A 20,871-nucleotide genomic window follows, 5' to 3' on the forward strand; every position below is an offset into this window, starting at 1 on the left:
GCGTCGATTCTGCCCCATGCCCCTCACCCGGAGGTCTCGGTCCGGCCACGAATGGCAGGCGCCCTAGCGGCCCACTACGCGCGTAGATATGCTGGGGCAGCGGCTGTTCGCAGCACGGACGGACGGCGCCGTCCTCGCCGGGCGCGACTACGATCCGGAGGCATGACCGCTTCCCGTTCCTCGAAGGCGTCCCGTATCGCGTCCGGTATCGCGTCCCGTACCGCTTCCCGCTCCTTCCTCCACTCGATCGCCTCCGTCCACTCGGTGCTGTCGATCGGTTCGGTCGGCTCCGTGCTCTCCATCGGGTCGGCGGGCTCGGTGCTCTCCATCGGCTCGGCCGGTTCCGTGCTCTCCATCGGCTCGGCCGGCAGCCTGCTGTCCGTCGGCTCGGCCGGGTCGGTCTGCTCCGTGCTCAGCGCCCTGTCGGCGGGCTCCCGACTGAGCGTCGGCTCGCTGCTGTCGGACCGTTCCCGCTGGTCGGTGCGGTCCCGGCGGCGCGGGCGCGGGCCGTCCGTGGCCGCGCGGTGAAGTCCGGATCACGCACCGCCACCCGATCCGTACCATTTCGATACCGAAGCCTGGATGAGCTGCGAGGATCCTCGCCGCCCGGGCCCGTCCCCGGGTAGGCTCCGCATGTCCTCCGGCCCTCGCGCAGGCGGCCCCGCCGCCGTGCCGCGTTCTCCGGGGGTGCACCCCCGCGGGCCATTCGGTGGGCACCGCGCACTCGACACCGCGCGCCAGGGCAGTCGCGCGAACGGCGAAGGGCATCGCATTGGCGGATCGGCTCACCGGAGGAGACTCCTCGCTGCTGCGGCGGATCAACGCGGCGGTCACGCTCCGGGCGCTGCGCAACGGCCACTCCGTGACCCTCACCCAGCTCGTCGGCGAGACCGGGCTCTCCCGGCCGACGGTCGAGGGCGTGATCGAGGGCCTGGTCGAGACCGGGCTGGTCGCCGAGGTCGAGCAGCCCCGGGAGGACGGCCAGCCGGGCCCCGGCCGCCGCGGCCGCCCGGCCCGCTGGTTCCGCTTCCGCGCCGAGGCCGGGCACATCCTCGGCATCGAGATCGGCGTGCACGACATCCGGGTCATCCTGGCCGACCTCACCGGCGAGGTGGTGGGCAGTCACTTCAAGCCGGTGGACGAGACCCTCGACGCCGAGGACCGGCTCGCCGCCGTCCGCACCGCCGTCGCCGAGGTGCTGCGCAAGGCCGGGATCTCCCGGGACAACCTGTGGGCGGTCGGCATCGGCACGCCCGGCATCGTGGACCGCGAGGGCACCGTCCAGCTGGGCACCGCGATGCCCGGCTGGACCGGGCTCGACCTCGGCGCCCGGCTGCGGCGCTCCTTCCGCTGCCCCGTCCTGATCGAGAACGACGCCAACCTGGCCGCCATCGCCGAGCACTGGCAGGGGTCGGCGGTCGGCGCCGACGACGTGGTCTTCGTGATGGCCGGCCTCAGCCCGGGTGCCGGCTCCCTGATCGGCGGCAAGCTGCACCGCGGCTTCGGCGGCGCGGCCGGCGAGATCGGCGCGCTGCACCTGCTCGGCCAGGAGGTCACCCCCGAGCGCCTGCTGTCCACCACCGGAAAGCCCCTCAACCCGCTGGACGAGGCCGCCGTGGCCCGGGTGCTGCGGCTGGCCCGGGAGGGCGACGAGGTCGCCAAGGTCGCCATGGACCGCTTCCTCACCCGCCTCGTCCAGGGCGTCGCCGCGCTCGTCCTGGCCATCGACCCGCAGCTGGTGGTGATCGGCGGCTGGGCGGCCGGCCTCGACGGCGTCCTGGACCCGCTGCGCGAACGCCTCGCCCAGTTCACCCTGCGCGCGCCCGAGGTCGCCCTGGCGGCGCTCGGCTCGGAGGTGGTGGCGATGGGCGCGCTGCGCGTCGCCCTCGACCACGTCGAGGAGCAGCTCTTCGCGGTGGACCCGCCGCGGGCCTGAGTCCGGGGCGGGGGCGGGGCCAGGCGCGGGCCGGGGGTGGGCCGGGCGCGGGGCCGGGGGTGGGCCCGGGGCGGCTCGCAGCCGTCGCTACCCCCGCAGGCGGCGCTCCGCGAGGTCGAGCGCCCAGCGGACGAAGTCGACCGGCAGCACGTCGACGTCCGGAGGGACGCTCAGCACCGCCTCCTCCCAGGGCCCGCCCTCGGGCACGACGACCGCGAGCACCGTCCCACGGGGGTCGAGGTGACGGTCACGGAACTCCCACACCCAGGTGTCCGGGTCGGACCCCTCCGACTCGATCACCTCGACCGGCCGGCCGCGGAACCGCTCCGCCGTCACGGCGCGTAGTCCGGGTCGGTCAGATCGAGGGTGAGGACGGTGCCCCAGTCGTTGACGAAGTGCGCCGACGGCCAGTCGACGGACACCCGGAGGAACGGGTTGCCCTCCGTCGACGTCAGCACCCAGAGCAGCCGGCGCTCCCGGTCGAGCCGGGCGAAGAAGCCCTCGTCGCCCAGGGCCCCGCTGCCGCAGCAGACGTAGCCCCGCCCGTCCGGCAGTTCGGCGTCGCCGTCCACCGTGATCCCGTGGGCGTACTCGGGCTCCTCGACCTCGAACGGCTCGCCCAGCTCCACGCGCAGCGAGTCGGGTCCGTCGATGAACACCTTCCGCGCCGTTCCGTCCGCCCTGTACAACGCGCCGTAGTCCGGTATCTCCGACTTCGCCCACAGTTCCACGACCAGGCTCATCGGCTTCTCCTCCCCCTCACGCCGTCGGAGCCTCCGATGCTACGCCGCCAACGGCAAAGGCCCGGACGCCAGTTGGCATCCGGGCCTCGGCCTGAGGGTGTTCGGAGAGTGGTTCAGGAGGCGGTACGGACCTCGGCCGTCGCGCCGACCGGGGCGACCGGGGCGACCGGGGTGACCTCGACGAGTCCGGCCTCGCCGAAGGTCAGCTTGCAGGTGTCCGCGCGGTAGGTGGAGACCGCCAGCGCCACCAGCCGCCCGGCCGAGGCGTACTGGGTGGTCATCACCAGCACCGGCGAGCCGGGCGGGCGCTCCAGCAGGGCGGCCTGCTCGGCCTCGGCGACGCCCAGCTCGACCGAGCGGGACTCGCCGTCCACCTCCAGGCGCTCCAGCTGGCGCAGCACCGAACGGGCGCGGTCGCTCTCGGCGCGGAAGCCCGGCAGGTGCGGCAGGGCGGCGGCCGGGACGTGCAGCGACTCGGTGGCCACTGCGCGGCCCTCCAGCAGCCGGACCCGGCGCACGGTGTGCACGGTGGCGCCCTCGGCGATGCCCAGGGCCTTCGCCAGCTGCGCGGGGGCGGGGCCGGTGGCGCAGTCGACCGTCCGCCAGGCCTGGCTGCGCGCGGCGCCGGGCCAGCCCTCCTCCTGCCGGTTGACCGGGACGCCGACCCGCGGGGCGGCGATCAGGGTGCCGATCCCCCGGCGGCGCACCAGGCGGCCCTCCAGCTCCAGCTGGTCGAGCGCCTGCCGCAGCGTGGCCCGGGCGACGCCGAAGCGGGCCGAGAGCTCGCGCTCGTTGGGCAGCACCTGCCCGGTGGAGAACTCCGAGTCGATGGCCCGCAGCAGCACGGTGCGCAGGTGCCAGTACTTCGGCTCCGGCACCGCAGAGAGCTGCCCTGTCGTTCCCACCGTGCCTGTCGTTCCCACCGTGTCCTCCACCCTGCTGTTGTCCGCCCTGCGACAAGGAGGGCGGATCCCGGGCCCGCTGCCCGCTGTTGCGGCAGGTGGGAGAGCGGGCCTTTATCCGTCCTTCTTTATTAAAGGTCCTTGCAGTAAGCGACCCTAGGTGTTCCGTCCGGAGATGGTCAAGACCAATGGCGCGGCTTGATGGGACTGTCGCACATCTTCATGCCGCGTTCACGACAGGTCCTGTCAGCCACTGTCACGATCAGGCGATTCGCGGCCTGTCCCGCCCCGCGCACCCCACTCCCGCGCGTCACGGTCCGGGTCGGGTACGAGCAGTCGGTAGGCTGCCCGAGTGATCGTGGTGACGAGTGTGAACGTGAACGGAATCCGGGCAGCGGCCAAGAAGGGCTTCGTCGAATGGCTGGCCGGCACCGAGGCGGACGTGGTCTGCCTGCAGGAGGTGCGCTCCGAACCCGAGCAACTGCCCGTCGAACTGCGGGACCTGGACGGCTGGCACGCGGTCTGGGCGCCCTCCTCCGCCAAGGGCCGGGCCGGCGTCGCCGTCCTCTCCCGTCAGGAGCCGCAGCGGACGGTGATCGGATTCGGCTCGGAGGAGTTCGACCGTTCCGGCCGGTACGTCGAGATCGACCTGCCCGGCCTGACCGTCGCCAGCCTCTACCTCCCCTCCGGCGAGGTCGGCACCGAACGCCAGGACGAGAAGGAACGCTTCATGGCGGAGTTCCTCGTCCACCTCACCGCCCTGCGCGCCCGCGCCGCCGCCGACGGCCGCGAGGTCGTCGTCTGCGGCGACTGGAACATCGCCCACCGCCCCGAGGACCTCAAGAACTGGAAGGCCAACCAGAAGTCCGCCGGCTTCCTCCCCGAGGAACGCGCCTGGCTCTCCCGCGTCTACGACGAGGCCGGCTACGTCGACGTCGTCCGCGCCCTCCACCCCGACCGCACCGGCCCCTACACCTGGTGGTCCTACCGCGGCCGCGCCTTCGACAACGACTCCGGCTGGCGCATCGACCTCCAGGTCACCACCCCCGGCCTGGCCGCCAAGGCCGTCGAGGCCTACGTCGAGCGCGCCGCCACCCATGCCGAACGGTGGAGCGACCACGCCCCCGTCACCGTCGCGTACGACCATGACTTCTGACAGCACCCCAGGACGACGTCCCCAACTTGCCGACACTTACCACGTCGCATCACTGGTGCTGGATGGCACTCCAGTGCGTGTAGGCAGTGACTGGAAGCTAAGCCTGCTGGCCCTAGCGTGAGAACGTTCTCGGCTGGCGGAGCAGCACTTTGGGCGACGGACTGCCCCGTCACCGTCCTCCGCGGGGTTGCGATCCTCGGGCCGCCCCGGAGGCTACCGCGACGGCTGGCGGTATCGCCTCGGGCCACCTCAAGCTGAAGTTGCGATCCTCGGCCCCCCCGGGGGGCGACCGCCACCACCACGGTGGAGATCACCTGGCCGAGCGCTCCGGAGTTGCGATCCTCGGCCGCCCGAGAGGCGACCGCCACCGGCCGCCACGCGTGGTGGGAAGACTTGAAGTTGGCGTTGCGATCCTCGGCCGTTCCGGGGGGCGACGCCACGCCAGAACAGCGACTCCTCCGCGACGCCGGCACCGGAGTTGCGATCCTCGGCCGCCCGGGGGCGACCGCCACGGCCCGCTCCGCCGGGGCTATCGCCCCGCGCACACCGTTGCGATCCTCGGCCGCCCCGGGGGGGCGACCGCCACCCTGCTTCGACAGGCCCGGCTCGTCGCCATTCAGGTTGCGATCCTCGGCCGCCCCGGGGGCGACCGCCACAAGACGATGCGGTCGATGGCCTCGTCCACCTCCACGTTGCGATCCTCGGCCGCCCCGGGGGGCGACCGCCACTTCCACTTCGCCGGTCTTGACGGCGCCGGCGGTGCTGTTGCGATCCTCGGCCGCCCGGGGGGCGACCGCCACGGTCAGGACGCGGTCCCAGCAGTCGGCAAGTTCGAGGTTGCGATCCTCGGCCACCCCGGGGGGGGCGACCGCCACCAGCGGGGTGATGTCCCGCAGGCCGATGAAGACGAGGTTGCGATCCTCGGCCGCCCCGGGGGGCGACCGCCACGATGTCGGCGATGTCCTGGGGCGGGTCGATGATGCTGTTGCGATCCTCGGCCGCCCCGGGGGGGCGACCGCCACCGGTCAGCATCTGGTCGGCGTTCAGCCCGAGGGACTTGTTGCGATCCTCGGCCGCCCCGGGGGGCGACCGCCACACCGTGCAGCCCAGCGCGAGCGCTAGGCGGAAGTAGTTGCGATCCTCGGCCGCCCCGGGGGGGGCGACCGCCACTCTCACTGCCGGACGCCTCGACCGAGCGCGAGGACTGGTTGCGATCCTCGGCCGCCCCGGGGGGCGACCGCCACGGCCGGCGGCGGCGGTGGATTCGGCGACGTCAACATCGTTGCGATCCTCGGCCGCCCCGGGGGGCGACCGCCACCGGCAAGCCGCTCGGCCTCAGCGCGCAGGAAGCGGAGGTTGCGATCCTCGGTCGCCCCGGGGGCGACCGCCACCTCGGCGGACTGCCGCTGGCCCCGCCACAGATCCACGTTGCGATCCTCGGCCGCCCCGGGGGCGACCGCCACGCGCAGGTTGGCGAGACGGGCGTCACGGTCTATGGCGTTGCGATCCTCGGCCGCCCCCGGCTGGTAGGCGTAGACGGTGGCGGTGGCCAGGGTGTTGCGATCCTCGGCCGCCCCGGGGGGCGACCGCCACGTCGCCGGTCGCCTTGAGGTTCGCCATGGCGTCCAGGTTGCGATCCTCGGCCGCCCCGGGGGGCGACCGCCACGGTGGACGGTGTCCCAGTAGCGGCGCAGCGCGATGTCGTTGCGATCCTCGGCCGCCCCGGGGGGCGACCGCCACGCGTCAAGGCGCGCGGCCTGGACGCCTCCCGGATGGGTTGCGATCCTCGGCCGCCCCGGGGGGCGACCGCCACCGGCGTCGGCGCGCAGGTAGCGGGCCTGGTCGTTGAGGTTGCGATCCTCGGCCGCCCCAGGGGGCGACCGCCACAGCAAGGTGCTCGGCATCCCGCTCAAGTACGACGGGTTGCGATCCTCGGCCGCCCCGGGGGGCGACCGCCACATCGTCGCAGGTGGCGGGACTGATGGTGCCCACCGGGTTGCGATCCTCGGCCGCCCCGGGGGGCGACCGCCACCCGCCCGGCCGGACCCCAACCCCGGAGGTACCCGTGTTGCGATCCTCGGCCGCCCCGGGGGGCGACCGCCACCCCTCAAGGGGAACGTCGCAGGTCAGGCGGGTGGAGGTTGCGATCCTCGGCCGCCCCGGGGGGCGACCGCCACGCCGTTGATCTCATGGTTCCACCCGTCCTACTGCTGTTGCGATCCTCGGCCGCCCCGGGGGGCGACCGCCACGGTACTTGATCAGGGTGAGTACCTGATTTCGTACCGGCTGCTTGATTGTTGTCTACCGACAGATCCGCCCGATTCGGACATGGTGCTTCGGTGCGGTCCGCGTGGCGTGTGTGTGCTTGGGGTTCCGAAGGAGGTCCTGTCCCGCTGTCACAGGACCAGGTCTTCTCGGTGAGGCTGGATCTGGGCGACTCCCAGGGTCTGGACCTCGTTGAAGCCGTTGTGTGGGAGCCGGTAGATCCTGATGCTGTCGGTGTCCATGTCGATGATCTTGTTGATGTCGTCCAAGAGGTGCAGGAGGTCGATGTCGGTGGCGACGATCTCGAAAACCGATTTCTGGACTCGCAGGCCGTGTCCTTCGCAGAGTTTGGCGACCTTTCGGAGTCTGCGGCGTCCTTCCGGTGTGGTGGTGTCCACGTCGTAGGTGAGCAGGAGGTCCATCAGGCGGCCGTCCAGGGCAGGTAGCCGGGGAGGTCGCCTCGGATGTGGCGGGCGAGGATGCGGCACTGCACGACGGGAAGGAGTGCCGCGGGGACCGCTCGTCCTGCGATCGGGTGTTCCCAGGTCTGGGTCTTCCATTCCTGCCAGGCGGAGAGCACGGTCTTGCGGCCGTCCTCGGTGAGGTTGACGGCTCCGCCAGCGAGATTGTCGAAGTCGTGGGCTTTGAGCTCACGACGGTTGAGGAGGGTCAGTGCGAAGCGGTCCGCCAGGACGGGCCGGAACTCCTCCATGAGGTCGAGCGCCAGGGCCGGCTTCGCGGGGCGCAGGCCGTGGAGGAAGCCGACGTACGGGTCGAGTCCGATCTGCTCGATCGCGCCGTGGACGAGGTTGCGCAGAAGTCCGTAGGTGAAGGACAGGAGGGCGTTGACCGGGTCCGTGGGTGGGCGACGGTTTCGGTGTGTGAAGGCGGGGATGCCGTCGGCCGGTCGGTGGACGTCGCGGAGCGCGCCGAAGTAGGTCCGGGCGGCGTTTCCTTCGATGCCCATCAGGGTGTCCAGCGAGTCTGCGTGTTGGGTCTCGGGCAGTCCTTCGGCGAGTTTGGCGGCTGCCTCGCGGATTCGGCGCTGTGCGGCCGGTTGGGCGTCGCGGGCGGCGCGCAGCAGGATCCAGCGGCTGTTGCGGATCTTGCCGGCGACGGTGTTGCGTGCGATGTCGAGGCGTTTGTCGGGGTCGGTGTGGGTGCGGTGCTGTTGGTGGCGCAGGAGGACGTTGCCGCGTACGGGTCCTTCGAGGCGTGCTTGGAAGCGGCCGCCTTGGGTCATCCAGGTGACGGGGCGTCCGTCCTGTGCGCAGCGGGTGAGGAGTTCGGTGGAGAGGTTGATGTGGCCGTAGAGGACGATGGCGTCGAGGCGGCGTAGGGGGAGGGTCTTGCGGCCTGGTGTGTCGGGGAGGTGGATGCGCAGGGAGTCTTGGTCGAGGCGTAGGTCGGTGCCTTGTGTTTGGACGTAGAGGGTGTTGAGGAGTTCGGTGGTCATGGGTGTGTGGGTTCTTCGTCGGGGGTGGTGTAGAGGGCGGTGAGGGCGGCCTGGTAGCGGTGGGTGTTGGCGAGGATGGTGGGCATGCAGTTGGTGGCCATGGAGCAGCGTCGGCATCGGTTGTCGGTTGTGGGGGGCGGTAGTTGGCCGGTCGTGAGGAGGGTGCGGATGGCGTGGGTGGTGGTGATGACGCGTTGGTGGAGTTCCGGGGTGATGGCGATGGTGTGGCGTCGGCGGTCGGTGGCGGAGTAGATGGCGGCGTGGGGTACGGGTCGTTCGAACATCTGTTGGAGGCAGATGGCTTGGGCTGCTGCTTGGACGTCTGCGGGGCCGTCGGGGTGGTAGCGGCCTGATTTGTGTTCGATGGGCAGGATGGTGCCGTCGCTGTGGAGTTCGACGGTGTCGCAGGTTCCGGTGAGGCCGTGTTCGTCGTGCCAGACGGGTAGCGCGTGGATGGTGCGGATGGTGCCGCGTCCTCGGTTGCCTGGGGTGTCGACGCGTTGGTGGAGGAGGGTTCCTCGGGTAGTGGCGGCGTCGTCGGTGAAGGCGTCTTCGAGGACGATGAGGGCGCATTGGCGGGGGCAGTAGGTGTAGTGCTCGAGCCAGGAGAGGGCGACTTGGGGTTGGTCGCCGTCTCCTGGCTGGGGTTGGGGGTGGTTCATCCGATGAGGCGGGTGAGGGTGATGCCGGCGTCGGTGAGGCCGGTGTCGTCGATGTCGATGGGGCCGTAGTCGGTGATGTTGCGGGCGGTGGCGTCGTGGAGTTGCTTGATGCGGATGCGGTCGAAGAGGGTGTGGGAGGGCTGGCGGCCGAAGGCGTCGTCGTGGGTGAAGACGTAGAGGCCGCGCAGGGCGAGGCTTCCGCGTGCGGCGGCGCGGTCGTGTTCGAACATGATCTGGAAGGCGCGCCAGAACATGTCGAGGTCGTTGCTGGTGACGCCGGTGCGGGCGGCGAGCGGGGCGCTGAAGTGGCCGCTTCCTCGGTAGAGGGCGTAGGGGACGATGTGCTTGGTGCCCATCTCGGTCTCCTTGCCCTTCTTGTCGTCGGTGGGGTTGTTGAAGGCGTCGACGTCTTCCTGCTTCGTGGGGGTGACGCGGGTGATGCCGATCTCCAGGGGGGTGATCGGGTCGATGGAGCGGGAGAAGGTGAGTTGCAGGGGGCCTTGGACGCGGCCGGCGGGCTTCTTGCCGGTGCTCATGACGGCGCCGAACATGCGGACGTCGTAGAAGGTCTGGCACATCCAGGTGCGTGCGTCGGCTTGCTGGGTTTTGGCGCCGAGGGCGGTGTAGGCGCGTTCGTGCTGGCTGTTGAGGGCGACGCCGGCTTCGACGTAGATGTCGTAGCCGGGCTTGGGGTTGTGCTGGTTGAGCAGGGCGACGGTGTTGCGGATCTTGCGCTTGATGGCGACGTCGGTGATGAGGCCCTGGCCGGAGACGGGGTCGGTGCGGGGGCTTCCGCCGGCGTCGGGGTCGCCGTTGGGGTTGCTGTCGGTGGCCTCGATCAGGAACACGAAGTCGTGCTTGCGGGCGGGGTCGAGGTGGGCGTCGGCCATCGCGGGGTACTCCTGGGGGTGTCGGCGGGGTGTCGGGTTCGGGGGTGTTGTCACGGCGTCTGGTCGACGCCGCCGCCGGTCGTCTGAGCGGCTTTCGCGGCCTTGGCTGCCGCGCGGGCGTGGTTGTCGGCCGTGCGCTGCTGTTCGTAGCCGATGACGAAGCGGGCCTGCTCGCGGGGTGACAGGTGGGTGGGCAGGTCATCGGTGAACGCGGCGAATGCCTGCGACAGCCGTGCGTCCAGCGCGAGGTATGCGGCCTTCTTGTCACGGCGAAGCCGCTTGAGGTGGGCGTTGGCGCCTCGGCGCAGGTTTGCCAGGACCGCGGACGGGGCCGTCATCGCGGTGCCGAAGAACTTGTCGCCGATGGTGGCCTTCACGTCCGGCAGGGCTGCCTGCTGGATGGCTTCGAGGACGGCGAACGCGCGCCCGCACAGGTAGGCGGGGTCGGTGCTGTCGGGGTCGAGGCGTGGCATCGGGCGGTCCGTTCGGTCGTGGGAGCGGGCGAGGGCCAGGCGCAGCAGGGCGGTGCGCGGGGCGTCGAGGTGGTGGTCGGCGCGGATGCGTTGGAGGAGGTGTGGGAGGAGGCGTGCGGGGGGTGGGGTGCGGCGCAGGGCGGCATGGAGGAGTTCGCGTTCGATGCCGTGGGGTGCGGTGCCCTTGACGTACTGGGTGCCGTTGTGGCGGCCGGCGGCGAGTGCGAGGTGCCACAGGGGGAGGTAGCGGGTGGTGGCACGCCAGCCGTCGAAGACGCCGTGGTCTTCGAACCAGGCTCCGAGGTTGGCTTTGACGGTGTCGAGGGGGACGTCGAGCCATTCCCGTACGACGGTGCGGGCGTTGTTGAGGCCCAGGGTGAGGGCGTAGAAGTCGTTGGTGTCGAGGCGGGTGGCGGTGGCGGGGTCGGGGTTGCGGTGGAGGGTGTCGATGAGGTGGGCGATGGCGGCGGGGTCGGGGCTGCTGTCGTCGATGAGTTCGATGAGGGGCTGCTCCAGGGGTTCGCGTGTCCACCACAGGAGGACGCCGTCGGGGAGTGATCGGCGGTGGCTGTCGGTGGTCAGCAGGCGGTTGAGCGTGGCCATGGCGCGGCTTCCGCACCGGTCGCACACGGGGGTGTTGACGAGCTTGGTGATGCCGCCGCGGCCCTGTGCCGGTGAGTTGATGCTGACCAGCTGGGCCTCGTTGGTGCCGCCGGTCGAGGGGACGGCGCCCTTCTTCACCGGTTCGGGGATCGTCGACAGCAGGTCACCCGGCTGACCGCAGACCAGGCACAGTTCCTGCTCGGCGTCCCCGGATCCCTTGCGCTCGCGGACGATGCGCGCCCACAACTCGCGCACCGAGGCCCGTTCGTGCAGCCACTGGCCGTCCACCACGACGGCGACCGTGTGCCGGGCGTCCAGTTCCGGCGGAATGTCGATCGCGGCGATGCTGTGGGTGAGGACGTCGAGCAGTCGGCGTGCCGCGGCGTCGTCGGGTGCTTCGGCGGCCCAGCGGCGCAGCAGGCCGAGGTACTCGGCGTGCCGGCGCGCGGCCTCGGCCACGTCCTTGTCGCTGGGGCCGTCCGGTTCGGTGGTGCCCCGCGCGCGTGCGAGGACGAACTCCGCGGTGTCCACCAGGAGGAACGGCGGCACCTTCGTGCCGGAGCGCTGCACGTAGGGCACCGGCTCGATCACCGCCCGGCCGCGCGACTTGGCCGGTGGCCGCCGGGCGGACAGTGACGGGCCGGCGCCGTCCGAGGTGATCACCAGCGCCCAGTCGATCTGTCGGCGCCGGTAGAACTCGGGTGGCAGGTCCGCCATCCGCGCGGCTTGTTCGGTCAAACGCTGCAACAGCACCGGCTCACTCCTCGCCGTCGGCGCGCCAGGGCGCAGACGGCATCGCGACCGACCCGGCGGACAGCGGCTTGTCCGGCACGTCCATCACTCCGCGCTCCAGCCTCGCCCGGAACCACCGGTAGCGCTCGCCCTTCGGCGTGTAGGCGATCGAGTGCAACATCACACCGAGTTCCTCGCTCCGCTCGACCAGTACCGGCGCCTGCGAGGCCGGGCCGAAGGACGCGCTGAACTCCCTGCACCCCAGGAACGGCTGGGAGAAGCAGGCACCACGGTCCACCCGGCGGCGCAGCTGCTCCCGGAACTTCTGCTCCGGCGCGCCGGCGTGTCCGGCCACGACGATCTGCGCGCGGATCCGGTACGCCACATCCGTCAGCGCCATCGTGTTCCGCTGGTCCCGGTCCTCCTCGACGTCATAGCGGGCCCCGGGGGTCGTCTGAAGTTCCTGCACCTTCTTCGCGGTGACAATCGACTTCACCTCGTTGCGGCGCACCTGCATCCACCGGATCGGCTTCAACACCTCGATCGCCCGGACCACGTAGCGAAACTCGGGTTTCCAGTAGATCGCCTCCAGAACACCCGCTGCGGCGGACGGCGTCATCACCGGATAGCTGACACGTTCCGACTTCAACTCCGGCCTGGTGAAACACGCAAGAGGCCCCCACACCTCCACCACCAGGTCCGGAAACACCCATCCCTGGTTTCCGCGTCGCCGCGCAAGGCTTCGTCCCTCGTCCATCACGCTCCCCGTCCGAGCCACCTCGATCATCCCTTCAAGCACCAGATGTGATGCAACGTCAGTGCCCGCAGCATCACGGCGACCATAGACGGCACCTCCGACATTCATCGGGATCACTCATCGGCCAACAGGATTGCGACTGAACGAACTTGCGCAACTTCGGCCACACAATCGCCAACACGATGACGCGACACACGGCCAGCCCCAGGGCAAAGTCAAGAAAAGATCGAACTTGACCGAAACACTGCGCGAATTGATCATTCCGCATCGGCGGGCGCCACCTGACAGCCCCAGGTGGACCACTACCCCAGGGTGCCTTTCACGTGAACGGTGGCACCGCTTTCCCTGCCGCCTCTGATTGTGCTCCTCCACCCTCGCCGGACAGCACCTTTCACCACCGCCGCAAAGGACTGTCTTGTGAACAGAACGGTTACGGCCCTGCCACCCCGAAGAACAACCGTCACTGGCACGAGAAGCAGAATCGCCGCGCTCGGCCGGAGCGTTGTAGTCCTCGGCCGCCCTGGGGCGACCGCCACCTCGCCGGGGTCCAGTCGATGCCCGGGCCTTCGGTGTTGCGATCCTCGGCCGCCCCGGGGGGCGACCGCCACGCCGACGTCGAGCACCACGTCGCCGTCGCAGACCTGTTGCGATCCTCGGCCGCCCCGGGGGGCGACCGCCACCGCCACCCCTTGGCGCTCACGTGGTACAGGTTGCTGTTGCGATCCTCGGCTGCCCAAGGGGGCGACCGCCACATCGAGACCGAGGGCCAGCTGCCCCCGCTCGGCCAGTTGCGATCCTCGGCCGCCCCGGGGGGCGACCGCCACGCGTCGGTGGGGTCGAGGTCGGCGACCGCGGCGGCGTTGCGATCCTCGGCCGCCCCGGGGGGCGACCGCCACCACGAAATCGGGCACAGGGCAGCGGTGTTGGAGCCGGTTGCGATCCTCGGCCGCCCCGGAGGGCGACCGCCACGCCGAGACCGCCCGGGCCGACGAGGAGGCCTTCACGTTGCGATCCTCGGCCGCCCCGGAGGGCGACCGCCACCACCTCGCGCTGGATGGAGCACCTCGTCACCCGGGTGTTGCGATCCTCGGCCGCCCCGAAGGGCGACCGCCACACGGGCGCCGGCTGTCCGCCGCGCTGTCTGCGATCGTTGCGATCCTCGGCCGCCCCGGAGGGCGACCGCCACTACCGCATCAAGCCGAGCACGATTCAGGGTCTGATGTTGCGATCCTCGGCCGCCCCGGAGGGCGACCGCCACGGCCGTTGTAGGCCGACCATATCCAGCGGCTGACACGTTGCGATCCTCGGCCGCCCCGGAGGGCGACCGCCACGCTGGCTGACCAGCCAAACTAGCGGACCAATGGTGAATCACCATGCATTCCAAAGACACACATACACCTAAACCAGACATTTCACTTCGGAGTGAAACGCGCGTCGCCTGCACACTTCAGGTTCCGAACCACCCACCGTCCGGCTGCCGACGGCAGTAGGGTCCGGTCATGGGAGATCTGATCGGTATGGAGGACTCAAGCAGCGATGTGACGCCGCTGTGGGCGCACAGCCGGAACCTATCAGGCCGGCGCCACACCCTTGAGGATCACCTACGCGGATCCGCTCTCCTGGCACGACAGTTCGGATCCGCATTCAACGCGGGCGAGCTCGCCGGGTACCTGGCGTTGGTACACGACGTCGGCAAAGGCTCCTGCGCCTGGCAGCACGGCTTGCACGCCGCCGAAGCCGGTGGCCGGAGGGTGGGTGTTCCACACAAGGAGGCAGGCGCGTGGCTGGCGGCGTCACACGCCGGGCGTCCGTTCGCCGCTGTCGTGCAAGGACATCACGGTGGGCTCCCCGGGTACCAGGACCTGCAGACCCTCCTCACCGCTGTGAAGTCTCGAACTCACAAGGATCAGAGGCTGATTGAGGAAGCGATCGCCGCCGTGGCCGCCGTCCTTCCGGAGATCACCCCTACCGGTAGGGTACCGCTGCCCCAGTGGCTCACGGGCCCGTCGACCCCGGACGCCGCGCTCGCACGGGACCTCCTGCTGCGGATGCTGTTCAGCTGCGTGGTCGACGCCGACTTCCTCGATACCGCCGCGCACTTCGCCGACCTACCTCCTCAACTCCGCCCGGACACCGACATGGCCGCCCTGGCCGATCTGTTCGAGGAACGCCGTAGGCAGACCCTCGCCGCACGCCCTCCGTCGCCGGTCGACGACATCCGCCAGCACATCTACCAACAAGCGGTGACCTCCGCCACCGGCACGCCCGGCATGTACGTGCTGCACGTACCGACCGGTGGCGGAAAGACCCTCGCCTCGGCCGGATTCGCTCTGCGCCATGCAGCCGCGCACGGCCTTCGGCGGGTCGTGGTCGCCGTTCCCTACGTGAGCATCACCCAGCAGAACGCCCAGATCTACCGGGACCTCCTCGACCCCGACGACCCCGCTCTCCCCCCGGCCGTGCTGGAGCACCACAGCTCCGTGGACCTGGACGCCCCGGACACCGGCCGAGCGCGCACAGCCGCCGAGAACTGGGACGCCCCCTTCATCGTGACCACCACCGTCCAGCTCTTCGAATCGCTCTTCTCCCACAAGCCCGCCGCCATGCGCAAGCTCCACCGCCTGGCGAAATCGGTCATCGTCCTGGACGAGGTCCAGGCCCTCCCGGACCACCTCCTGGTCCCGATCCTCAGTGCCCTGCGCGGACTCGTCGAGCGCTTCGGCGCCACCGTCGTCCTCGTCTCCGCGACCCAGCCGGACTTCTGGTCCCTCAGCCAGCTCCACGGCCTCCCCCGCCACCAACTCGTCGACGACCCCGCCGACCTGTTCACCGCACTGCGCCGCGTCACCTACGACTGGCGCCACGGCCCGCACGTCACCTGGGAATCAATGGCTGAGGAAATCGCCCACGACAGCGGCCACCAGACACTCACCGTGGTGAACACCACCAAGGACGCGGCACGCCTTCACAGCCTCCTGGCGGAGCAGGCTCCCACCCCGGTGCTCCACCTCTCGACGCGGATGACCGCCGGACACCGGCGCTCGACCATCGAGCGAATCCGGGACATGCTCAAGGACGGCGGCGACGTCCACGTGGTGTCGACCCAGCTCATCGAGGCCGGCGTCGACCTCGACTTCCCCCGCGTCTTCCGCGCCTGGGCCCCCGCTGAATCCCTTCAGCAGGCCGCCGGCCGCTGCAACCGCGACGGCCGGCTACCGGAGGGCACCGTCGTCGTCTTCCAGGTCCACGACGCCGGCCAGCCCCGCGACAACATCTACGAGGCCGCTCTCAAGGCCACCGCCACGCACATCGGCCCCGGCCTCGCGGACCCCGACGACCTCGACGCGCTCAACCGCTACTACCAGCTCCGCTACAGCCTCCACGGCAGCAGCCCCGCCACCATGGGCGGCGACATCGACGACCTGCGCACGCAGCTGGAGTTCCCCGACGTCGACAAGGCCTTTCGGATGATCAACGACGAGTACAGCCAACCCGTCGTCGTCATCCGAGACGAAGCTGACAGGGACGTCATCGAGGCCGATGTCGCCGCCCTGCGGTCCCCCTACCCGACCGGCCCCGAACCCTTGCGCCGGCTGCAACCCCACACCGCCTCGCTCCCCCGCCACGAAGCCAAGGCAGCGCTCGCCGCCGGACTCGCCGAACCGGTGATCGGCGACCTCCTGCTCTGGCACGGCGCCTACCACCCAGACCGAGGACTCGACCCGACCGAGAAGGAGGACCGCGCAACGTTCGTCGTATAGGAACCAGCGAAGCCCCGGGCGCCTGGGAGCGAAGGGTCGACACTCTCTGGGCCGACTGGGACGGCCGATCGCCGCCGGCTTCGGCACTGAGCTGCTCGGCTGGAACATCGCCCCCAACCAGGACTGCCTCGACCTCGGCATCGCGTACACCGAACTGCCCGAACTCCGCTCCTACGCCGACCTGGTGAGCCTGCTCCAGGTGCACCAGGCGGACAGTGCTCATGCCGAGCCAGCTCACGTTCTCCCCGAGCTTCGCGGCTCGCGTCCTGAGCGGAACGGCTTCCTCATGGACGCCCGGAATGGTCGAGGTCGTCTCCCCCATCACCGCGAGCATCCGTGCGAAGTCGCACAGCAGGTCCTCGCGCCGGTTCAAGTACTCCGCCAGGTTCCGGCGCTCGGCCCAGCGCGGCCTCCCGCCGACCCGTCCGATGACGTGCACATCATCGCGGTGCTTCGACGCCACCCAGGAGGGCTGGTACACCGGCGCCTCGACCGCATCCACGTTGTGGCCGGCCGTGATGGCCACCCACTTGCCGTCCCGGATGACGGTCGTTTGCAGGGCGCCCGGCCCAGGACAACCCGGCCGATCAGCAGGACGGACGGGAGAGGTCTCACGCTGGTCTCCGGGCTGACCAAGCCCACCGGGAGGCTCGGACTTCCGGAGGAGCAGGGGGCAGCTGCCGAGGACGACGTCGCGGCACCGGAGGCCGAGGCCGCGACGGGAACCCGACCAGGGCCGCGTCAGCACGAGCCTGCAGCACGGGGGCTCGGTGGTCCAAAGCGTGGCGACGAACCCGATGGCTCAAAACATGCTCCCCGCTGGTATCGGAGCAGCTGCCGGGGCGGGTGTAGCTGTAGACGCCGGAGACGGGGGCGGTCTCCCGTTGCCACGTCTCGTCGGCGGCTTCCAGATCGGCCACGATGGTGTTGTCCAGTGACTGGCGCCCCCACAGCAGGTCGTCGCATACCGCCTCGGAGGTCGCGGTCAGGGCATGGGACAGGCGCTCGGCCATTGCAGTCACGACCTCGATCAGGTACAGAAGGTGGCGCTCCAGGCCCGCTCGCCGACGGGCGAGGCGTACGCGGCGATGGTCCAGCGGGGCCCGGTGGTGGCGTGGTCGAGTTCGATCGCGGCAAGGAAGGACTCGTGCAGGGCGACGGTGATGTCCTGCCCCGGGCTGTAGCGGCCCCAGGTGGGGGCGTTTCGAGGAACTGGGCGAGGACTGCCTCGGCGTCGCCCGGTCCGGCCAAGTGGCCTGCTGTAACCACCACTTCGAGGTCGGAGGCGGGGGTGCCCAGGAGGTCTCCTTCGGGCTGGGGCCGGCCGGGCCGCCCCGGTGGGAGCGGCCCGGCTGCCGGTGATCAGGCTCCGGCCTGTTCCTCGTCCGCGGACTCGGGGTCGGTCGCGCCCTCGGCGATCTGCCGCTCGGTCTCCGCGAGGCGCAGCTCGGCGATGCCGGCGTAGTGCGGGGTGACCTCCACGCCGATGCGGTTTCGGCCCTCCAGCAGGGCGGCGACTCCGGTGCTGCCGCTGCCCGCGCACACGTCGAGCACCGAGCTGGGGGCCCTGTCCAAGCCTGCCGTGCTCATCCCGCTGCCAGCCTCCGTCAGCCGCGGCGACCAGCTCGAGAACGCGAAGGCGTACGCGGGGCGAGCCACCTGCGTCGTCGTCGACGACGAGGAGATGGCCGACGGAACGCCCCTCCTGCGCGCCTGCGAGCAGCTGCTGCCCGCACTCGGCGGCGCCCGCCGCTGTCCCGACCCCGAGGCCGTCCGCCGCACGGCGCGGGACATCGCAACCAGGACGATCGCTCTCGCCCGCCCGCGCGGCCGGCACGCCCGCTGAGCCGCCCGAGCTCAGGCCAGGCCCTCCGGGAGGCTGCCGCGGAAGAGGACGTGCACGTGCAGGTGCTTCGACTCCTGGTACGCGCCTTCGTTCGTCACCACGCACGCCCTGGAACCAGCCGATCACCTTCTCCGCTCTCAGCAGCCGCGCGGCGTCCCGGTGCGGCTCGGCTGTGCGCCGCACCTGGTACCGGCCGACGGGGATACGGCTCAGCGCCGAGCGGATGGTCCCCTCGTCGTAGGCCGGGCCGAGGAAGGCATGCCGAAGCGGGTGCCGGGCCGGGCCGGCCGCTGCGGCCAGCGCCGCGCCGACGGAGGTGCCGGCGTCGCCTGCGGCGGGCTGGATGAAGATCCGGTCGAACCGGCCCGAGGCGATCACGGTGGCGTTGGCGACGCAGTTGAGTGCGACGCCGCCGGCCAGGCAGAGCGATCGTTTCGGTGCGAGGCGCTGGGCGAAGGCGAGGTAGGAGCCGACCAGCTGCTCCAGGAGGTGCTGGAGGGCGCGGGCGATGTCGCGGTGCCGATCGGTGATCTCGTCCTCGGCGCGCCGGGACGGGCCGAGGAGTTCGACCAGGGCCGGGCTGAACAGGCTGCGGCGAGCGCTGGGCCGCCGCCGAGGCGGTGCGCTCGGACCCCGTGCCGTGGGTGTGCCTGCTCGCCCTGGCAGTGCTGGACCGTGCCAAGAGCCGCCCTGAGCACCGGCATCGCTCGTCGGACCCGATGCTGCCGCTCGGCCCGTGGGGGCTGCTCGGCGAGGCGCTCATGCGCGATCCGGGCACCCGGGAGGCTCATCACCGCATGCTCCGCTACTGGCTCCGGGTCTACCGGCCGGCGGCTTCCGACTTCGTTCCCCTCGCCGTGTCGAAGGCTCCGGCCGGCTCGCCGCTTGCCGCTCTGCCGCTGTACTTGTCGGTCGAGCACTACCGCAACGAGCCCAGGCGGAACGCGGTGGTGCTCCGGCAGTGGCTGCGGGAGCCGCACTTCTCCCGTGCTCTGCGCGCCTACGAGAGCTGGTCCGCCTCGGTGCCCGGATCATGGCCGGTCGCCGATCTCAACTACCTCGCCCACGCCCTGTGGGCGTCGGCCCAGATGGACGCTGCCGCTGAGCTCTTCGCCGCGCTCGGACAGTTCGCTTCCAGGGCCCCGTGGAGCCTGGTCGCCGACTCGCCGGACAAGGCGGAGGACCTGCTGCTGACCGCGCGCCAGCAGGCCTTCGCCGGCCGGGCGACCGCCCTGGTCTGACGACCCCGCCCCTGCCCATCATCTCCCCACGGAGGTCGACCTCGATGTCCCCCGTCCACGCCCCTGAGCTGTCCGACGAGGAACGGCTGCGCCAGCTCGGGTACGAGCCCAAACTGAGCAGGCGAATGGGCGAGTTCGGCAATTTCGCCAGCTCGTTCTCCGTCATCAGCATCCTGTCCGGCTGCATGACGATGTTCGCGTTCGGCCTGACCACCGGCGGTCCGGCGGTGATGTTCTGGGGCTGGATCGGCGTCGGGGCGATGGTCCTCTTCGTCGGCCTGGCGCTCGCCGAGGTGACCTCGGCCTACCCGACGAGCGGAGGCCTGTACTTCATGGCGCACCAGCTCGGTGGCCCGCGGTGGGGCTGGCTGGTCGGCTGGCTCAACCTGCTCGGTCTGATCGGCGGCGTCTGCGGAATCGACTACGGCGCCGCGAGCTTCGCCCGGACCTTCTCACCACTCGACCAGCGCGAATCCCGCCGACATACCGCCGCCGAAGCCGGCCAGGAGGATCAGGTCGCCGGGGGTGAAGGCGCCGGCGCGGGCGGCCGCGTCCAGGGTGATCGGGATGGAAGCGGCCCCCGTGTTGGCGTAGTGCGTCAGGGTGCGGTGCATGGTCGCGCGAGGCAGTGCCAGGTCGGCGAAGACGCTGTCCAGCATGGTGCCGTTGGCCTGGTGCGGTACGAAGTGGTCGATGTCGTCGGGCGCGACACCGCATTCGTGCAGGAATCCCTTGACCAGCTGCGGCAGGTGGTCACCGACGAAGTTCCGCACGCCTCGCCCGTCCATCGCGAAGTACTGGAGCCCTGCGTCGAGGACCGTCCGGTCCACCGGCATGCGGCTGCCGCCGGCGGGCACCTCGATGAGCCCCGACAGTTCGCCGAACGAGTGCAGTGAGAGGTGCCGGACACGTGGTCCGTGGTCGACCGGCGCCCCCAGGACCACGGCTCCGGCGCCGTCCCCGAACAGGATCACGGTCCTGCGGTCGGCCCGGTTCAGGATGCGGGAGTACAGGTCCGCACCGATGACCAGCGCATGGCCGCCGGTGCGGGCGAGTACGCCCTCGGCCGCGGAGAGCGCGAACACCGCGCCGGAGCAGACCGCGTTGACGTCGAACGCGGCCGCGCCGCTCGCGCCGAGCCGCTGCTGGACGTAGGCGGCGGTGGGCGGTTGCGGCCGGTCGGGTGTGGACGTGGCGACCACGATCACGGACAGCTCCTCGGCGGAGATGCCGGCCGACCTCAGCGCGGCACGCCCCGCGGCGGTGGCCAGGTCCGAGGTGGCCTGGCCGTCGGCAGCCCATCGCCGTTCCCGGATGCCGGTCCTGTCGGTGATCCACGCGTCGTCGACCCCCGCCGCCGCCGCGGCCTCGTCATTGGACACGATTCGCTCCGGCACATAGGCACCCGTACCGAGAATCCTGACGTCGGTCATGCGGCTGCCCTCCCC

16 protein-coding genes, 3 pseudogenes and 2 CRISPR repeat arrays are annotated in these 20,871 nt (G+C 71.0%); of the genes and pseudogenes, 7 read left to right on the forward strand and 12 right to left on the reverse strand.

What is annotated here, in order from left to right:
* The first annotated feature begins 291 nt into the window (after positions 1-291).
* Positions 292-528 carry a hypothetical protein gene (locus ABZW03_RS05035; protein ID WP_355252474.1) on the forward strand — a complete coding sequence of 79 codons (237 nt, stop codon included), beginning with the start codon at positions 292-294 and terminating at the stop codon, positions 526-528.
* A 244-nt stretch (positions 529-772) separates the two neighbouring features.
* Positions 773-1,936, forward strand: coding sequence for an ROK family protein (locus ABZW03_RS05040; RefSeq protein ID WP_355252379.1), 1,164 nt, complete (start codon positions 773-775; stop codon positions 1,934-1,936).
* 87 nt (positions 1,937-2,023) lie between these two features.
* Here the strand turns inward: ABZW03_RS05040 and ABZW03_RS05045 are convergent, their stop codons facing one another.
* The 3 genes from ABZW03_RS05045 to ABZW03_RS05055 form a co-directional block, all read right to left on the reverse strand.
* Positions 2,024-2,272, reverse strand: a complete 249-nt coding sequence (locus ABZW03_RS05045; RefSeq protein ID WP_355252382.1) for a hypothetical protein — start codon at positions 2,270-2,272, stop codon at positions 2,024-2,026.
* Positions 2,269-2,679: a hypothetical protein gene (locus ABZW03_RS05050; RefSeq protein ID WP_355252385.1), complete on the reverse strand. Its 411-nt coding sequence runs from the start codon at positions 2,677-2,679 to the stop codon at positions 2,269-2,271. Before ABZW03_RS05050 ends, ABZW03_RS05045 begins: the two co-directional genes overlap by 4 nt.
* Positions 2,680-2,792: 113 nt before the next feature.
* Complete coding sequence (locus ABZW03_RS05055; RefSeq protein WP_355252388.1) at positions 2,793-3,584, reverse strand: GntR family transcriptional regulator; 792 nt, start codon at positions 3,582-3,584, stop codon at positions 2,793-2,795.
* Positions 3,585-3,933: 349 nt separating this feature from the next.
* Between ABZW03_RS05055 and ABZW03_RS05060 the strand changes: the two genes are divergently transcribed.
* Positions 3,934-4,737, forward strand: coding sequence for an exodeoxyribonuclease III (locus ABZW03_RS05060; RefSeq protein ID WP_355252391.1), 804 nt, complete (start codon positions 3,934-3,936; stop codon positions 4,735-4,737).
* A 186-nt stretch (positions 4,738-4,923) separates the two neighbouring features.
* Positions 4,924-6,986: direct repeats of the CRISPR family, unit length 27 nt; unit sequence GTTGCGATCCTCGGCCGCCCCGGGGGG.
* 147 nt (positions 6,987-7,133) lie between these two features.
* Here ABZW03_RS05060 and cas2 read toward each other — a convergent pair.
* From cas2 to cas5c, 6 genes are read right to left on the reverse strand one after another with little or no spacing between them, the layout of a single operon-like run.
* Complete coding sequence (gene cas2 / locus ABZW03_RS05065) at positions 7,134-7,424, reverse strand: CRISPR-associated endonuclease Cas2 (protein ID WP_355252394.1); 291 nt, start codon at positions 7,422-7,424, stop codon at positions 7,134-7,136.
* The gene (gene cas1c, locus ABZW03_RS05070; protein WP_355252397.1) at positions 7,424-8,458 is read right to left on the reverse strand and encodes a type I-C CRISPR-associated endonuclease Cas1c; all 1,035 of its coding nucleotides are present in this window, start codon (positions 8,456-8,458) and stop codon (positions 7,424-7,426) included. The genes cas2 and cas1c overlap by 1 nt, the downstream gene beginning before the upstream one ends.
* Entirely contained in the window at positions 8,455-9,120 is a 666-nt protein-coding gene (gene cas4, locus ABZW03_RS05075) for a CRISPR-associated protein Cas4 (RefSeq protein ID WP_355252400.1), read from the reverse strand. The genes cas1c and cas4 overlap by 4 nt, the downstream gene beginning before the upstream one ends.
* Positions 9,117-10,010, reverse strand: coding sequence for a type I-C CRISPR-associated protein Cas7/Csd2 (gene cas7c, locus ABZW03_RS05080; protein ID WP_355252403.1), 894 nt, complete (start codon positions 10,008-10,010; stop codon positions 9,117-9,119). The genes cas4 and cas7c overlap by 4 nt, the downstream gene beginning before the upstream one ends.
* A 50-nt stretch (positions 10,011-10,060) precedes the next feature.
* The gene (cas8c, locus tag ABZW03_RS05085) at positions 10,061-11,839 is read right to left on the reverse strand and encodes a type I-C CRISPR-associated protein Cas8c/Csd1 (protein ID WP_355252406.1); all 1,779 of its coding nucleotides are present in this window, start codon (positions 11,837-11,839) and stop codon (positions 10,061-10,063) included.
* A 4-nt stretch (positions 11,840-11,843) separates the two neighbouring features.
* Entirely contained in the window at positions 11,844-12,605 is a 762-nt protein-coding gene (gene cas5c / locus ABZW03_RS05090) for a type I-C CRISPR-associated protein Cas5c (protein ID WP_355252409.1), read from the reverse strand.
* A gap of 471 nt (positions 12,606-13,076) precedes the next feature.
* Positions 13,077-13,906: a CRISPR direct-repeat array (repeat unit 37 nt; unit sequence GTTGCGATCCTCGGCCGCCCCGGAGGGCGACCGCCAC).
* Between the two features lie 186 nt (positions 13,907-14,092).
* Between cas5c and cas3 the strand changes: the two genes are divergently transcribed.
* Positions 14,093-16,336 carry a CRISPR-associated helicase Cas3' gene (gene cas3, locus ABZW03_RS05095; RefSeq protein ID WP_355252477.1) on the forward strand — a complete coding sequence of 748 codons (2,244 nt, stop codon included), beginning with the start codon at positions 14,093-14,095 and terminating at the stop codon, positions 16,334-16,336.
* 1,362 nt (positions 16,337-17,698) lie between these two features.
* Here cas3 and ABZW03_RS05100 read toward each other — a convergent pair.
* Positions 17,699-17,893: pseudogene (locus ABZW03_RS05100) on the reverse strand (DNA methyltransferase); the annotation flags it as partial.
* Between the two features lie 25 nt (positions 17,894-17,918).
* On the opposite strand from ABZW03_RS05100, the gene ABZW03_RS05105 reads away from it, so the two are divergent.
* Positions 17,919-18,182 carry a hypothetical protein gene (locus ABZW03_RS05105; protein WP_355252412.1) on the forward strand — a complete coding sequence of 88 codons (264 nt, stop codon included), beginning with the start codon at positions 17,919-17,921 and terminating at the stop codon, positions 18,180-18,182.
* 309 nt (positions 18,183-18,491) lie between these two features.
* Here ABZW03_RS05105 and ABZW03_RS05110 read toward each other — a convergent pair.
* A pseudogene (locus ABZW03_RS05110) lies at positions 18,492-18,848 on the reverse strand (carbamoyltransferase N-terminal domain-containing protein); the annotation flags it as partial.
* Here ABZW03_RS05110 and ABZW03_RS05115 point away from each other — a divergent pair.
* A complete protein-coding gene (locus ABZW03_RS05115; protein ID WP_355252415.1) occupies positions 18,818-19,423 on the forward strand; it encodes a hypothetical protein in 606 nt (201 codons plus the stop codon). The pseudogene ABZW03_RS05110 and the gene ABZW03_RS05115 sit on opposite strands and share 31 nt — an antisense overlap.
* Before the next feature lie 44 nt (positions 19,424-19,467).
* Positions 19,468-19,863, forward strand: a pseudogene (locus ABZW03_RS05120) (amino acid permease); the annotation flags it as partial.
* Between the two features lie 12 nt (positions 19,864-19,875).
* Here the strand turns inward: ABZW03_RS05120 and ABZW03_RS05125 are convergent.
* Entirely contained in the window at positions 19,876-20,856 is a 981-nt protein-coding gene (locus tag ABZW03_RS05125) for a ketoacyl-ACP synthase III (RefSeq protein ID WP_355252418.1), read from the reverse strand.
* Positions 20,857-20,871 lie beyond the last annotated feature (15 nt).

Source organism: Kitasatospora sp. NPDC004799 (assembly GCF_040609095.1).
Taxonomy (GTDB): domain Bacteria; phylum Actinomycetota; class Actinomycetes; order Streptomycetales; family Streptomycetaceae; genus Kitasatospora.